The sequence below is a fragment of the Tritonibacter aquimaris genome (genome assembly GCF_009617595.1).
GTDB lineage: Bacteria > Pseudomonadota > Alphaproteobacteria > Rhodobacterales > Rhodobacteraceae > Epibacterium > Epibacterium aquimaris.
The window spans coordinates 77,076-90,644 of record NZ_WIXK01000009.1; the positions used below are offsets into that span (position 1 = coordinate 77,076).

General features: G+C 56.4%; 14 protein-coding genes. 10 read left to right on the forward strand and 4 right to left on the reverse strand.

Going from position 1 to position 13,569, the window contains the following annotated elements; all coding sequences use genetic code 11:
* The first annotated feature begins 76 nt into the window (after window positions 1-76).
* The 4 genes from GG681_RS15130 to GG681_RS15145 are packed head-to-tail and all read left to right on the forward strand — an operon-like array spanning window position 77 to window position 3,886.
* On the forward strand, window positions 77-904 hold the full coding sequence (locus GG681_RS15130; protein WP_153548869.1) for a universal stress protein: 828 nt from the start codon (window positions 77-79) through the stop codon (window positions 902-904).
* Window positions 905-926: 22 nt separating this feature from the next.
* On the forward strand, window positions 927-1,880 hold the full coding sequence (locus tag GG681_RS15135) for a tripartite tricarboxylate transporter substrate binding protein (protein ID WP_153548870.1): 954 nt from the start codon (window positions 927-929) through the stop codon (window positions 1,878-1,880).
* Window positions 1,881-1,940: 60 nt separating this feature from the next.
* Entirely contained in the window at window positions 1,941-2,360 is a 420-nt protein-coding gene (locus GG681_RS15140) for a tripartite tricarboxylate transporter TctB family protein (RefSeq protein WP_153548871.1), read from the forward strand.
* An 11-nt stretch (window positions 2,361-2,371) separates the two neighbouring features.
* The gene (locus GG681_RS15145) at window positions 2,372-3,886 is read left to right on the forward strand and encodes a tripartite tricarboxylate transporter permease (RefSeq protein WP_153548872.1); all 1,515 of its coding nucleotides are present in this window, start codon (window positions 2,372-2,374) and stop codon (window positions 3,884-3,886) included.
* A 478-nt stretch (window positions 3,887-4,364) separates the two neighbouring features.
* Here GG681_RS15145 and GG681_RS15150 read toward each other — a convergent pair whose 3' ends face one another.
* The gene (locus tag GG681_RS15150) at window positions 4,365-4,679 is read right to left on the reverse strand and encodes a hypothetical protein (protein ID WP_153548873.1); all 315 of its coding nucleotides are present in this window, start codon (window positions 4,677-4,679) and stop codon (window positions 4,365-4,367) included.
* 101 nt (window positions 4,680-4,780) lie between these two features.
* Between GG681_RS15150 and GG681_RS15155 the strand changes: the two genes are divergently transcribed.
* Entirely contained in the window at window positions 4,781-5,230 is a 450-nt protein-coding gene (locus GG681_RS15155; RefSeq protein WP_153548874.1) for a hypothetical protein, read from the forward strand.
* Here GG681_RS15155 and GG681_RS15160 read toward each other — a convergent pair.
* Window positions 5,143-5,613 carry a MarR family winged helix-turn-helix transcriptional regulator gene (locus GG681_RS15160; RefSeq protein WP_153548875.1) on the reverse strand — a complete coding sequence of 157 codons (471 nt, stop codon included), beginning with the start codon at window positions 5,611-5,613 and terminating at the stop codon, window positions 5,143-5,145. The genes GG681_RS15155 and GG681_RS15160 overlap by 88 nt on opposite strands.
* Before the next feature lie 335 nt (window positions 5,614-5,948).
* On the opposite strand from GG681_RS15160, the gene GG681_RS15165 reads away from it, so the two are divergent.
* The 5 genes from GG681_RS15165 to GG681_RS15185 all read left to right on the forward strand — a co-directional run bounded on the left by GG681_RS15165 (window position 5,949) and on the right by GG681_RS15185 (window position 11,545).
* Complete coding sequence (locus GG681_RS15165) at window positions 5,949-7,043, forward strand: maleylacetate reductase (RefSeq protein WP_153548876.1); 1,095 nt, start codon at window positions 5,949-5,951, stop codon at window positions 7,041-7,043.
* A gap of 172 nt (window positions 7,044-7,215) precedes the next feature.
* The gene (locus GG681_RS15170) at window positions 7,216-8,154 is read left to right on the forward strand and encodes a tripartite tricarboxylate transporter substrate binding protein (protein WP_153548877.1); all 939 of its coding nucleotides are present in this window, start codon (window positions 7,216-7,218) and stop codon (window positions 8,152-8,154) included.
* Between the two features lie 56 nt (window positions 8,155-8,210).
* Complete coding sequence (locus GG681_RS15175; RefSeq protein ID WP_153548878.1) at window positions 8,211-8,750, forward strand: tripartite tricarboxylate transporter TctB family protein; 540 nt, start codon at window positions 8,211-8,213, stop codon at window positions 8,748-8,750.
* Window positions 8,751-8,762: 12 nt separating this feature from the next.
* Window positions 8,763-10,250, forward strand: coding sequence for a tripartite tricarboxylate transporter permease (locus tag GG681_RS15180; RefSeq protein ID WP_408057673.1), 1,488 nt, complete (start codon window positions 8,763-8,765; stop codon window positions 10,248-10,250).
* Window positions 10,251-10,420: 170 nt separating this feature from the next.
* Entirely contained in the window at window positions 10,421-11,545 is a 1,125-nt protein-coding gene (locus GG681_RS15185; protein ID WP_153548879.1) for a muconate/chloromuconate family cycloisomerase, read from the forward strand.
* 1 nt (window position 11,546) lies between these two features.
* Here the strand turns inward: GG681_RS15185 and GG681_RS15190 are convergent, their stop codons facing one another.
* Window positions 11,547-12,437: a LysR family transcriptional regulator gene (locus GG681_RS15190; RefSeq protein ID WP_153548880.1), complete on the reverse strand. Its 891-nt coding sequence runs from the start codon at window positions 12,435-12,437 to the stop codon at window positions 11,547-11,549.
* Window positions 12,438-12,522: 85 nt separating this feature from the next.
* Window positions 12,523-13,371 (reverse strand): dioxygenase family protein, encoded by an 849-nt coding sequence (locus tag GG681_RS15195; RefSeq protein WP_153548881.1) that lies wholly within the window; start codon window positions 13,369-13,371, stop codon window positions 12,523-12,525.
* Window positions 13,372-13,569 lie beyond the last annotated feature (198 nt).

The following is a 13,569-nucleotide window of genomic DNA, read 5'->3' on the forward strand; positions in this document are numbered from 1 at the left end:
GAGTTCGTGTGAATAAAGTGTTTTACATGTCATACAATGTTTTGCATAAAAAACAGGAGTTTTTAGGAGATGACCTTTGGCGATCAAGAATCTACTGATTGCGTATAATGGCGGAGAAGCGTCCGACTCTGCCTTGCATCTGGCGTTGCAGATGGCTGACAAATATGATGCTCACCTGACCGGGATCGTGGCTCACGGAGCGTCCAGTGTTACCCGCAACATTCCGAGCTGGCTGAGCAATTCTATGCGGGATTCGATCACCGAAATCACCGCGCAACGCACGAACGAACTGGCGGAAAAATTCAGGTCCCGCTGCGCTGGAAAAATCGCTGCCGACAGATTGCACTGGATCGACGTCAAGGAAGACCCGGATCGCGCGGTTTCTGATTATTCCCGGATGTATGACATCACGGTAATTGGCCAGTATGAGAACCTGATTGCCGCAGACGAACTGGTATTGCACCCTGATCGGATCGCCTACGAGGCTGGTCGCCCGATCCTTGTGGCGCCAAAATCCTTTCGCAACCCGAATATCATCGAAAAGGCTGTTGTTGCCTGGGATGGGCGCAGAACGGCGGCACGGGCGTTCTTTGACGCAATGCAGGTTTTGGAGACCAAAGATTCGGTCGAGATCGTCACTGTTGGTAACCAAGGGGATTTTGCGCAACCAAAATCCATTGACCTTGCAACGATCTTGGAACGCCACGGCGTTACCGCCAACCACCACTTTATTCCGGCCAAAGGCTCGATCGCCGAAACGATCCTGTCGTTTTGCAATGACGTAAAAGCCGGAATGCTTGTCACGGGTGCCTATCAACACTCGAAACTCAGCGAAGATTTGTTCGGGGGGGTCACATCTTCGATTATGAAAGACACCAAAATTCCCCTGTTCCTATCGCACTAAACTATCCACTGGAGGAGTCTAAATGGGTTTTTTGAACATAGTGAAAGCCGCAGGTCTGGTTGCCTGTATGGCACTACCCAACGCGGCGTTGGCCGAATGGCAGCCAAGCGGACCGGTAACACTGCAGGTCGGCTTCGGTTCGGGCGGTAGCACCGATACGTTGGGACGCGCCATTGCGGCAGCGATGGAAGAGCAGACAGGTTGGGACGTTATCGTCGAAAACAAGCCCGGCGGCGGCGGCGTTGCGATGTTCTCGTCGCTGGTTCGTGCCAAGCCCGATGGCCAGAAAATGGGTATGGGCGTTACCATCCCAACTCTTATGAACCTGGCAGAACGCGGAGATACATTGCCGTTCAAAGCCGACAGCTTTGACTATCTCGCAACTGTTGTTATGGCACCGCTGGCTCTGGTCGCGCCCAAAGACGCTCCTTACGACACTTTTGCGGAATTCGTTGAGCATTCCAAGGCCAATGGCGGGTCGCTGATCGGCTTTGATGCTGGTCCTCAGCGCATGATGATGCTGGCGGTCAATAACGACACCGATGCAGGTTTTGAGTTGGTCAGCAACAAAAGTGGCGCGGAAATCGTAAAAGGCCTGTTGGGCAGTCAGCTTGACGCCGGTTTCGGCGCTGGCGCGCATATTCAGTATCTGGAATCCGGTGATCTGAAGATGCTTGCGGTGGCTACTCAGACTCGTCAGGGTTATTCGCCCGACACCGAATCCTTCATCGAACAAGGATACCCATATTCGGTCGAGCCCTATTTCTATATCGCTGCGCCCAAAGGTCTGGACCCAGAGGCCAAGAAAGCACTTGCCGAGGCGCTGGATGCGGCAATCAACTCACCTGCGTTGGAAGAGTTGATCGGCAACATCATGCAGACCACTCCAATCAACTTGGGCCCTGATGAAACTGAGGGCAAGCTGGTGAACGGCCTGAACGACGTGACAACCTTGATTGAAGCTGCACAGCAGTAAACAAGCCAAGAAACAGCCGGAACATCTAGTTTCGGCTGTTTTGCATAGGGGAGGAATTTCATGACTGCTGAGCGGTTTCTGACGGGTGCTATTGTCGTTTTTGGCCTGGTATTTTTAATTCGTGTTCTACCGACACAAGTTGAAACAGTGGATTTCGGACGCATCGTTCCTTCGACGGTGCCTACCATCGCACTTGTCATTCTAACGGCGGCAGCGGTCGTGCAATTGTTCACTAGCAAGTCCAGCGTCACGGTGGACTTGCTAGTGTGTATCCGCGCTGCACTGTTCGTTGCGATGATGGTTCTCGCGGTGTGGCTCATGCAGCGGTTCGGATTCGAATACGTCGCTCCGGTTCTGGCGATCTCGGTCATGCTGCTCATCGGAGAGCGGCGCTGGCACTGGCTTGTCATTGGAGGCGGCGTCATCCCAATCGGTGTTTGGCTTATCGTTGAACGCCTGCTCGACCGCACATTGGCCTGAGGAGAACGAAAATGGTTGAACTTTCCGTAATACTCGCAGGCCTGGCCGATGCTTTTACGCTGACGAATATTCTCTTCGTCCTTGCTGGTGTCATTGTTGGGCAATTTGTTGGTGCCATGCCGGGCATTGGCCCGGTAATGACCATGGCAATCGCAATTCCTTTCACTTTTGTGCTGAATCCACTTCCTGCCATTGGGTTTCTAGTGGGTGTTAACAAAGGTGGGCTGATCGGTGGGGCTATTCCAGCCATACTGCTGAATACGCCGGGGACACCTGACGCCGCCGCCACCGCAATTGACGGCTATCCGCTGACCAAGAAAGGCAAACCCCTGAAAGCCATGAAAATGGCGCTTTATTCTTCTGTGACAGGGGATACGTTCAGCGACCTGGTTCTAATCACAATTGCAGCGCCGCTTGCGATCATTGCTCTGCAAATGGGCCCGGTCGAGATTTTTGCGTTGATGATCTTTGCATTTTCTTTGATCGCTGGCCTGATCGGAGCTTCGGTAACGCGCGGCATAATTGCCACCGCACTTGGACTGCTGGTCGCGACCGTAGGGCTGGACCCGGAACATTCGACCCCGCGCTTCTTGTTCGGTTTCTTCGACCTCTACGATGGTTTCCCGATCTCCTCGGTCGCAATCGGATCGCTGGCCGTGTCCGAGATCTTTCTGCGCCTTGCCAAACTACGGGGCGACATGCGCCCGGCGGTCCATATCCCGAAAGATCAGACACCGGACCAGAAAAACGTCAGCTTCTCAGAGTACTGGGCTTGCAAATTCGTGCTTCTACGCGGAGCCGTCATTGGCACCTGCATCGGAGCAGTGCCCGGCATGGGATCAACGGCCGCAGCGTTCATGAGCTATGCCTCTACTAAGCAGTCGGCCAAAGACCCCGAGAGTTTTGGCAAAGGTGATTTGCGAGGTATTGCTGCCACTGAGTCAGCGAACTCGTCGGTTGCCGGCGCAGATTTTATTCCATTGCTGACTCTTGGTCTGCCGGGGAGTGCGTCCGCAGCCTTGTTAATCTCCGCATTCCTGATACAGGGGATCCAGCCTGGCCCACTGTTGTTCGATCAACAAGCGCAGCTAATTTACGGCCTATTTGGGGCAATGATTTTGGCAAATATCTGTAACTTTACTTGCGGGCTGTTTGGTTTGCGTCTTTGGGCTCGACTGATAACCGCGCCTGAGTCAATTGTATTTTCTGCAGCTCTAGTCCTGTGTATCGTTGGCGTTTATCTTTCAACAGGCGGTACGTTCGGTGTGTATATCATGCTCTTGTTTGCCGTGCTCGGCATGGGCATGACGGTACTGAACTATCCTACAGTCGTGTTTATCATAGCCTTCTTCCTTGGGCCCCGATTCGAGCTGTCATTGGGTCAAACCGCTACTATTCTCCGCGGAGATGCGACTAACATTTTCAATCATCCTGTCGCCGTTGCTCTACTCTTAATGTCCGCCTTCTCACTATACTGGTTGGGGTTTCGTAGTAGCAAAAAGAGCAAATCAATAGCGGAGACTTAAATGGTTAGGAAGGGATCTGACCTGAGTGACCTGCGCCCCAAGTTCCCTCCAGCTTTGCGCGGAGACCTTGGGGTTAAATCTGTGACCTTAGACGGCGATTTTGTCCATCATCTTTCTCTGCAAGAATTCCATTGGCGTCAGGTTGCCTAATGCTGAATGTTTGCCCGCACCAGCTGTAGTCCTCTTGCCATTCTTCCAGCGTTTCCTGCCGCCTCTGCGCCGTGCTTGCTGCGTCTCTTCGATATAAATCCGCCTCACCTTCTTATGGTTCACAGCAATCCTTCCCGCGTGACCATCACTTGGACACGGTGGCAACCAAACCGCCGCCGTTCCCTCGAAACGCGCTTGATGGCATCCCTTAGCTCGGCATCATCACCACGGCGCGACAGGTATCGCGCCGAAGACCGATCAATTTGCAGCACTTTACGCGCCCGCCGTTGGCTGACCTGATGAGCCTCCATCAAATGCACCACAGCATTCAGCGCGGCGTGGCGGTTGGCGCGCTGAATTTCGGCATTAAGCCGCGGATCACCGTCGACACCATTTTCTGACGCATCGCCAGGTATTTGTCCTGAGCTTGACCAAACAGCCCTTTGTGCAGGATCATCCCATCAACCATGCTGAGCAGGGTGCGCCCCAGTGTCTCGGGCTCGACGGTTCGGCGCAATTCTCCCACCGCCTGCAAGTGTCGGATCTGTTTGGCGTAATCCTGGCCGAGCCGATCAAAGAAACCGGCGATCTTGGCGCAAAACGCATCCGAGGCAAAACTGGGGCAGAAGACCTCAAAAAACACGCGGACAAATCAATCGTGCGCTTGTGAAACCTGCATAGAGTGGGACAGGGCCTGGGCAAAACAAGCTGAATCCAATTGACGGCGCGGAGCTGGCGGCAGTGATGGCCCAGGCGATCCAGCAGGAGCGGGATTTTGTCCCTGTGGGCGGGCTGCAGACCTTGACGCAGATAGAGTTGGCCCGGACGGCCTTTGCCGCGCTGGATCAGCCTGCCAATATCGCACGATTGCCGGATGGGCTGCGTCGGCTTGCGCTGCGTTTGCTACCTTATGTGACCCCAAAACATGTGCGCGGCCCGGCACAGTTTTTCCTGACCGCAATGGGCATGGATATGGTGGCGCCCAGCTATGGAGCCAAACGAATTGGCGCCTTTTTTGCCGGGGTCGTGCAGTCGGGAACCCAGGATGAAACCCCGCCTACGGCCGCGCCTGGCGATGGCTCGGTGACCCGAACCTTGTTGCAGGGTCAGATTTTCTTGAGGCGGCTATGCAGGTCCGACAAGGTCACATTCAGCGCCTTTTGCTCGGCTGTGCTCAAATTGGCAAAGGTGTGATCGAAGATCGCTTGCGCTTCGACAAAGGCTTCCTTGCGCAGACGCTCACCCTTTTCCGTCAGGCAGACTTCGGTCACGCGCCCGTCGGTGGGGCGGATGCGGGTGCTGACCAGACCATCCGTCAGCATCCGTTGAACCACCTTGGTGGTCGTGTTTAATTTTTGAGCGGAAAAATCGGCAATTTGCGACACCGACAGGAATTGATCCTCGTACAGGCTCATCATCGCACGCCAGCGCGGCAGGTCGATCCCCAAATCCTTGATCCGGCGTTCCAGCGCGTTGCCATAGGCGGCGTTGATCTGGCTGATCCAAAAAAACGGCCAGTTTTCTTTAAACTGTTTTGGATTGTCGTTTCGCTCGCCCACGGCCTGTCCACTCGTCATTGTTTCGGGATCCTTATACGTAAGTGTTTACCGCAATAAAATGTGAAAAGTTACGTGAACTGATGGTTGATTTTAGCACCGGCCTATCGGTGTGTCGGTCGGGCCACGGTCGGTGCATCTGTGTTGTATCAGCCTTGGGGAGGCGCCGCGCCTGCCCATAAAACCAGCAAATTATGCATTTTGCCTGTCGTGAAATATCGAATTTCTTTCGCAATTTGCAATGGCCTCAGCGTTGCGGCTTGGGCAAGCTTGGATAAAGCCGCCCCCCAATGCGGCGGATCCATATCAGAAGCCTTGAACACAAAAGGCCCACGCACAACAAGCCAGGGAAATCTATGGTCGGACCCATTCCACGTGACAGTTTTCAAATCTTACCGCAATCGGCAAAAGTGCTGTTTGGTGCCAAGACACGCCGGGCTCTGGCCGCAGAGCTGTCTGAGGCTGGGGTCACGCGGGTTTTGGTTTTGACCACGCCGCGCCAGGTGGAATTGGGGCAGGCCATCGGCGCGGAATTGGACCAGGGGTTTGCCGGGCTGTTTTCCGGTGCGACCATGCACACGCCGGTTTCGGTCACCCAAGATGCGATGAACGTTCTGCGCCAGCAGGGCGCCGATTGTGTGCTGTCGGTTGGCGGGGGCTCGACCATCGGTTTGGGCAAAGCGTTAAGTGCGCGCAGCGGCGTGTTTCATGCGGCGCTGCCAACCACCTATGCCGGATCAGAGATGACACCCATTTTGGGAGAGACCGAGGACGGGGTGAAAACCACGCGCAGGGACCCGAATTTGCGACCATCGCTGGTGGTTTATGACCCCGAGCTGACCTATCGCTTGCCTGTGGCAATGTCCGTGACCAGCGCGATCAATGCCATGGCCCATGCCATTGAGGCGCTTTATGCGCAAAACGGAAACCCGGTGGTGGATCTGTTGGCGATTGAAGGTATTCGGGCGCTGGTGACGGCATTGCCAACCATTGCGACGCAGCCTGAGGACACGGAGGCGCGCGCTGCGGCCCTTTATGGCGCCTGGCTGTGTGGAACATGCTTAGGCAACACATCCATGGCCTTGCATCACAAGCTGTGTCACACGCTGGGCGGCAGTTTTAACCTGCCGCATGCGCAAACTCATACGGTTGTTTTGCCCCATGTTCTGGCATTCAACGCGCCAAGGATCCCCGGGGTGGTTGAAAAATTGCAGCCAATCCTGGGCGCGGATCCGGCGCGCGGGCTGTTTGACCTGGCCAAGGGGCTGGACGCGCCAACCGCGTTGCAGGATCTTGGCCTGGCGCAAGCAGATATCGCCCGGGCAACCCAATTGGCTCTGGCCAAACAATACCCCAATCCGCGCCCAGTGGAACCCGATGCGATTGCGGCGCTGTTACAGCGGGCGTGGGCCGGTGATCCGCCGAAACATGAAGAAATGACAACGGTTTAACCCAAGGTCATTGCAAAAGACCAAGACCCAGAAGTTGGCCAGAAAGGTCAGCGCCAAAGGTACACGACAGCGCAAAAACAAAAAAAGGGGTCAGCGTGCCCCAATAGATGAAAAATCACGGTAACTGCAGGTCTACCGGATCATAAAACCGACAGAAAACAGGGAAAGTAACATGAAAAAGTTTGCATATCTTGGCCTGACGACCCTTTTGGGGGCGCTCCCCTTGGCCGCACAGGCGGAATACCCGGAAAAGCCGGTTGAATTTGTGGTTCCGTTCCCGCCCGGGGATCTGGAGGATATTCTGACACGGATGGTTGCGGATGGGATGCAGGAGAAATTCGGCACCCCGGCGGCGGTTGTAAATAAGCCCGGCGGCGGCGGTGGCCCGTTCCCCGGCGCAGTGGAAGTAGCGCTGGCGCCTGCGGATGGGTATACGATTGGCTCCTTTGTGATCGACGTGCCGATGGTGGGGCCGCATATCGGTATTCCGCCGTTGGAGGGGAACCCGTTTGAACCGGTTGGGATTTTCCTCAGCTATCCGTTTGTGATCGCGACCTTGGCGGAAGCGCCCTATGAAACCATGGGCGAGCTGGCGGACTACGCCAAAACCAATGATGTTACGCTGGGCCATTTTGGCGATGTAACCAGCCCGGCCCGCCATACGTTGGCAATGGCCAAAGCCTTGGAATTTGAATATGCCTCGGACGCTGCGTTTGATGCGTTGGACTGTAACACGCTGGCGTCTGGCGATGCGGATGTGATCAACACAACCTTGCAGCTGATCCGCCCATGTTTGGACCAGTTGAACATCCTGATGACGTTGACCAACAAACGAATCCCGGTGCTGGAGGATGTGCCAACGGCGGCCGAGATCTGGCCGGATCTGGATTTCTCCACCTGGAATGGGCTGTTTGTGCACGAGGACACGCCGCAGGATGTGCGTGAAGTGATTGCTGAAACCGCTCAGGAAATCCTCAGCTCGCCGGCCGCGCGCAAAGTGGCCGATGAAACCGGTGCTGAGATTTATTGGCTAGATGCGACCGCCTCCTATCAGCAGATGAGCAAAGACGCGGATACGTTGCAGCGGATCTCAGAATTCCTGGGCGAATGATCCAAATCACCCACATCAGGCTTCCCCGCGGGGAAGCCTGTATGCAGGAATAGACCATGCAATATGTTTTGAATTTTCTGACGTTGTTTCGTCGCGAGCGGCGGCCGGGCGATCTTGTGTTTGCGATCGGTTTTTTTGGATTTTCCCTGATCGTGGCGGCGCTGTTGCCCAGTCAGGCTAAATTTCTGGGGAATAAAACCCTGGTGGCAGAGCCAGGGTTCTGGCCCTTTGTCGGGGTGGCCATGATGGTGGGGTTTGGCGCGCTGCATCTGTTGTCGACCTATAACGCGCCCCGTCTACCCGGCCGCGCCCGCGAGATCGAGTTTTGGGTGCGCGCGCTCGAATTTGTCGTCTGGTTCGCGATCTATGTCCACGGTGTGCCCAAGATTGGTTATCTGCCGGCAACGGTGCTGTTTGCCGTCATCTTGGCCATTCGCTTGGGATATCGCGGTGCGCTGGCGCTGGTCTCGGCGGGCGGGTTTGCGGTTGTAGTGGTGCTGATCTTCAAGTCCGGGTTGGGCGTCAAACTGCCTGCGGGTGAGATCTATCGGTATTTGCCCGATGGTATTCGCAGCTTTGTCATGCTGAATTTCTAGGAGGGGCGGGTTGTGAATACGCTTTTTATGGCCGTGGACCTTTTGCTGACATGGCAGGTTTTGGGCGCACTTTTGATTGGCTCGATTGGTGGCGTCATTATCGGCGCCATTCCTGGTGTCGGGCCGGCGGTGGCCATCGCCATCCTGTTGCCGGCCACGTTCACGCTGGAGCCGCTGGTGGGGCTGTGCTTGTTGCTGGGGATCTATGGCTCGTCGATGTATGGCGGGTCTTTGCCAGCGATTTTGATCAACACGCCGGGCACAGCGGTGAATGCGCTGACCACCTATGATGGCTATCCGATGACCAAACGCGGCCAGGCGCTGCGCGCGCTGGGGCTGGCATATGGTGCGTCCTTTATCGGCGCGATCTTGTCGATTGTTCTGTTGATGCTGCTGTCGCCGCTGTTGGCGAAAATCGCACCGATGTTTGGCTCGCGCGAGATTTTTTTGGCGGCGTTGCTTGGCATCGTTTTGGTCATTGTCGCCCACAAGGGGCAGGTTGCCGTGGCCGGCATGCTGGCAGGGTTTGGTATTTTGTTGCAAACCGTTGGGATGGAGCCGGTGAATTACACCATGCGGTTTACCTTTGGCTTGAGCTGGCTGACCTCGGGGTTGGATCTGATTGTTGTTGTTCTGGGGCTTTTTGCCATCAGCCAGGCCTTTCAATTGATGGTCGCACCCGATGGCGCGCCAGAGGCAAAACCGGTTACCGGATCCATGGCCAAGGCGATTTCGGAAACCTGGCGTCACAAACGGGTGGCGGCCACCGGCGGGGGATTTGGCGTCCTGATGGGAATGATCCCAGGGGTTGGTGAATTCACGGCCCAATTCATGAGCTACACCGTGGCGCGCAACCGTTCGGCCAATCCCGAGGCTTTTGGCAAGGGCAGTCCCGAAGGGCTGGTTGCGTCGGAATCTGCCAATAACGCCGTGCCGGCCGCGGCGATGATCCCTTTGTTGGCGCTGGGCATTCCGGGTGAAGCGCTGACGGCGATGATGTTGTCGGTGTTTTACGTCCACAATGTGGTGCCGGGGCCGAACCTGTTTCAAAACGAGCTGCATTTTGTCTATGCGCTGTATCTGGCGCTGCTGATTTTGAATGTGATCGTTATCTTGTGGCTGCTGGTGTCCTCAAACCTGTTGATCCGGCTGATCCGAATTCCCACGCGGTTTTTGGGCATGGGGATCTTGGTGCTCAGTTTTGTGGGGGTCTATTCGCTGCGCAATTCCGCGGTGGATTGCTTGATTGCATCGGTGTTTGGGGTTTTGGGCTTGGTCCTGCGGCGACTGAACCTGCCTGCGGTCCCGATTATCCTGGGCATGGTTCTGGGCGGGATCATGGAGGTCAAGCTGCGGTCGGCCATGGCCCAGGTCAACAGCCCATTGGATTTTGTGAACCGACCCATTGCTGCGCTGCTGGTTTTGACCATTGCCTTTGTTGTTGTCCAAAGCCTGCGGAACAATTTTCGCGAATGGCGCCAGGAGCTTAGGGGAGGGTAACCCCGAGCCCTGGTAATAGGGGCAGCCAGATCACCAAATGCGCCGCGTGCCCCAGTTGGGGTGCGCGGCGTCTTTTTGCCCGCCAGCCATATGCGTTGGGTATCACATGAGACCGCAGTCTGAATGGATCGGTTGGGGCGGATCGGCCAAAATGTGGAAAACCATTTGGAATGCGACCCGTGACGAAAATCGAAAAAATTACAGCGGATATCTTGGATATCCCGACCATCCGCGGACATGTGTTGGCGATGACCACCATGACCCAGCAGTCTTTTGTGCTTGTGCGAATTCAGTTTTCAGACGGATCGTGCGGTATCGGCGAGGGCACCTCGATTGGGGGGTTGTCTTATGGCTGCGAAAGCCCTGAAAGCATTGCCTCGGCCATTACCACCTATATTGCGCCAATGTTGCAAGGCCAGGCCGCCAATAACGTCAATGCGTTGATTACGCGGATGGAAAAAGTAGTCAAAGGTAACTTTATCGCTCGCTCTGCGGTGGAAATGGCGCTGTGGGATGGGTTGGCGCGGCGATTGGATCTGTCGATCAGCGCGCTTTTTGGCGGCGCGCAACATGCCTCGATCCAGGTGGCCTGGACCCTGGCGTCCGGTGACAGCGCACGCGACATCGAAGAGGCCGAGGAAATGCTGGCAACCCGGCGTCATCGCATCTTTAAACTGAAAATCGGAAATCGCTCGGTAGAGGATGATCTGGCCCATGTGGGTGCCATCGCCAAAGCCGTGGCTGGGCGGGCCAGCATCCGCGTGGACGTGAACCAGGCCTGGAGCTTGCAGCAGGCACGATGGGGGGCGGCGGGGCTTCAGGACCTGGGCGTCGATCTGATCGAGCAACCCCTGGCCGCGCATGATCGCGCTGGCATGGCCGAACTGGTCGCCAGCCACAAAATTGCGATTATGGCGGATGAGGCGCTGAATGGTCCAAAGGACGCGCTGGCCATGGCGCAGGCGCGGGCGGCGGATGTCTATGCGGTGAAGGTTGCGCAATCCGGCGGGCTGGCGGCCGCGCGCGAAGTTTGCGCCATGGCCGAGGCTGCGGGGCTTGGGCTTTATGGGGGGACCATGTTGGAATGCGGTGTGGGCAGCGCCGCAGGGCTGCAACTGTTTGCCACCCGCAAGCAGATGCAATGGGGCTGCGAGCTGTTTGGCCCGCTGTTGTTCAAGGATGAGATTCTGGCCACCCCGCTTGTCTATCGCGATTTTGACGTGCACCTGCCTGCGGGTCCCGGCATCGGGGTGGAACTGGACGCGGATAAAACCAAATACTACCGACGCGGCTAGGTCAGATGGTTTTCCGGGCCACGGTCTGGGCCAGGGAAATGAAGTTCTTGATGTGGATCCCGCTTTCGTCGATCCGGTGGTTGATCGAAAGCGAGGTCTTGTCCAAGGGCAGGTTGATGTTCAAAAACCGGATGCCATTGCGCTGGGCATTGGCAACCGAGGCAGGCACGATGCAGACGCCTTCGCCGATGGAGACCAGGCTCAGCGCGGTTTGCAGATCCATGGTGAACACCCGTTTGGGCAATTCGATCCCTTGGGTTTCAAAGTTTTGCAGCACAAAATCTGCATAGCTGGGGCGGGGGAACTCCGGATAAAGGATCACGTTTTGCGCGGCGATCTCGGCCCCGCTGATCCCGTTGGAACGCTCCAGCGGTAGCGCATCCGGCACCGCCGCTACCAGGGGTTCCTGGCTCAGATCGCGGCTGATGAATTCCACGTCGCGCAATGCGGGCCGGGTGATGGCCACATCGACCTCGCGGCGGATCAATGCCCGGTGCAGATTGGCGTTGTTCATCGGGATCAGCGACAGGTTCACATGCGGGTAATTCTTGCGGAAGGATTTGATGATGTTGGGCACCAACCCATAGGTGGATGATCCCACAAACCCGATGCGCAACCGGCCTTCAGCCCCTTGGCCCAGGCGCTTGACCTCCAACAGAGTGTCGTCGATATCGGTCAGAATGGTCTGGAGCCGCTCATAAAGCCGCGCCCCGGCCTGGGTCAAAGAGATCGCATTGCGGCCCCGGTTAAAGAGCTGCGCGCCTATGTCTTCTTCGATCTGTTTAATCTGACGGCTCAATGGCGGTTGCGCCATGTCCAAACGCTCTGCCGCCCGGCCAAAATGAAGCTCTTCGGCGACCGCGACAAAGTAATGCATCTGTTTGATATTCAACCGGGTCTCCCGTGAAGGGTGCGGGGCGGGCCCGCCATGGGCAAAAGCCCCCGATGCCGGGGGCTTAGCAGTTGTTTCAAAAGTTTTATTCGGCCTTGAGGACGAAATCAAACACCACATGCAGGTCGGTGTCCAGTTCATCGCCAGCCGGTTTGAACTCGCCAATCAGGCTTTCTTTCACCGCAAACACGCTGTCATTGTCGAGCCATTCGCTGGTGCTGTCGTAGATCTGGCTGATCAAGGAGCGATACCCGTCCTTGGACAGGATAAAGTGGATGTGACCGGGACGGTTGGGGTGATGGCCCATGGCCGACAGCAGCTCGCCCGCGGTTGCGTCATCCGGGATCGGATAGGGCACAGGGCGCACCGCGCGAAAGGCGTAATGGCCGTTTTCATCGGTGCTGAGGCGGCCGCGCAGGTTGTAATCCGGCTGATCCGGGTCGGTGTTTTCATAGAGCCCGTTTGGCGCATCTTCCCAGACGTCCAGGATCACGTCGGCCAGCGGGTTTCCGTCGGCATCGCGCACATAACCTTCGAAATAGACGCTTTCTTCGTTGTCATAGTGTTTTTGTACGGTCGAGGCACCCTTGGGCAGAACCGGCGGGTTTTCCCGGTAAAACGGGCCTAGAACCGTGGATTCGCTGACGCTGCCTTCGACCGGATTGGTCTGCATATCCACCAAAACTTCCAACCCCAAAATGTCGGCCAGCAGGATAAACTCTTGGCGTTTGCCGTCGCACAGCGCACCCGCACGGGCCAGGTAATCGCAGGCATACATCAACTCGTCATGTTGCAGATTGACGTCGCGGGCAAAGCCATGCATGTGGCGGATCAGCGCCGTCAGGATCTCGCGGTTGCGATCGGTCAAATCGCCAAATTTGCCCATGGATCCAAGGACGACATCGGTGATGTTCTCAAGGGTGACGTTGGTCATTTTCTCTCCTCCGTAAATGCGTGTCTGTGGGGTGCTAGGCACCGGACTTGACCGGCCAATGATCCTCATCGTTGGCCCGTACTCCAATGCACGCGCCAGTATCGGTCGATACTTTGTCTTGGGGGCGGCGCGTGCGGTTGGGTATCATCAGATACCGGCTGCGGTATTGTGTGGATGGGGTAAAATTCGTCAGGTTTG

What these genes read in the sequence shown, in the direction of transcription:
- GG681_RS15140 (WP_153548871.1), top strand. Translation starts at nt 1,941, where the DNA reads ATGACTGCTGAGCGGTTTCTGACGGGTGCTATTGTCGTTTTTGGCCTG.
- GG681_RS15165 (WP_153548876.1), top strand. Translation starts at nt 5,949, where the DNA reads ATGGTCGGACCCATTCCACGTGACAGTTTTCAAATCTTACCGCAATCG.
- GG681_RS15160 (WP_153548875.1), bottom strand. Translation starts at nt 5,613, where the DNA reads ATGACGAGTGGACAGGCCGTGGGCGAGCGAAACGACAATCCAAAACAG.
- GG681_RS15175 (WP_153548878.1), top strand. Translation starts at nt 8,211, where the DNA reads ATGCAATATGTTTTGAATTTTCTGACGTTGTTTCGTCGCGAGCGGCGG.
- GG681_RS15145 (WP_153548872.1), top strand. Translation starts at nt 2,372, where the DNA reads ATGGTTGAACTTTCCGTAATACTCGCAGGCCTGGCCGATGCTTTTACG.
- GG681_RS15155 (WP_153548874.1), top strand. Translation starts at nt 4,781, where the DNA reads ATGGCCCAGGCGATCCAGCAGGAGCGGGATTTTGTCCCTGTGGGCGGG.
- GG681_RS15185 (WP_153548879.1), top strand. Translation starts at nt 10,421, where the DNA reads ATGCGACCCGTGACGAAAATCGAAAAAATTACAGCGGATATCTTGGAT.
- GG681_RS15170 (WP_153548877.1), top strand. Translation starts at nt 7,216, where the DNA reads ATGAAAAAGTTTGCATATCTTGGCCTGACGACCCTTTTGGGGGCGCTC.
- GG681_RS15195 (WP_153548881.1), bottom strand. Translation starts at nt 13,371, where the DNA reads ATGACCAACGTCACCCTTGAGAACATCACCGATGTCGTCCTTGGATCC.
- GG681_RS15135 (WP_153548870.1), top strand. Translation starts at nt 927, where the DNA reads ATGGGTTTTTTGAACATAGTGAAAGCCGCAGGTCTGGTTGCCTGTATG.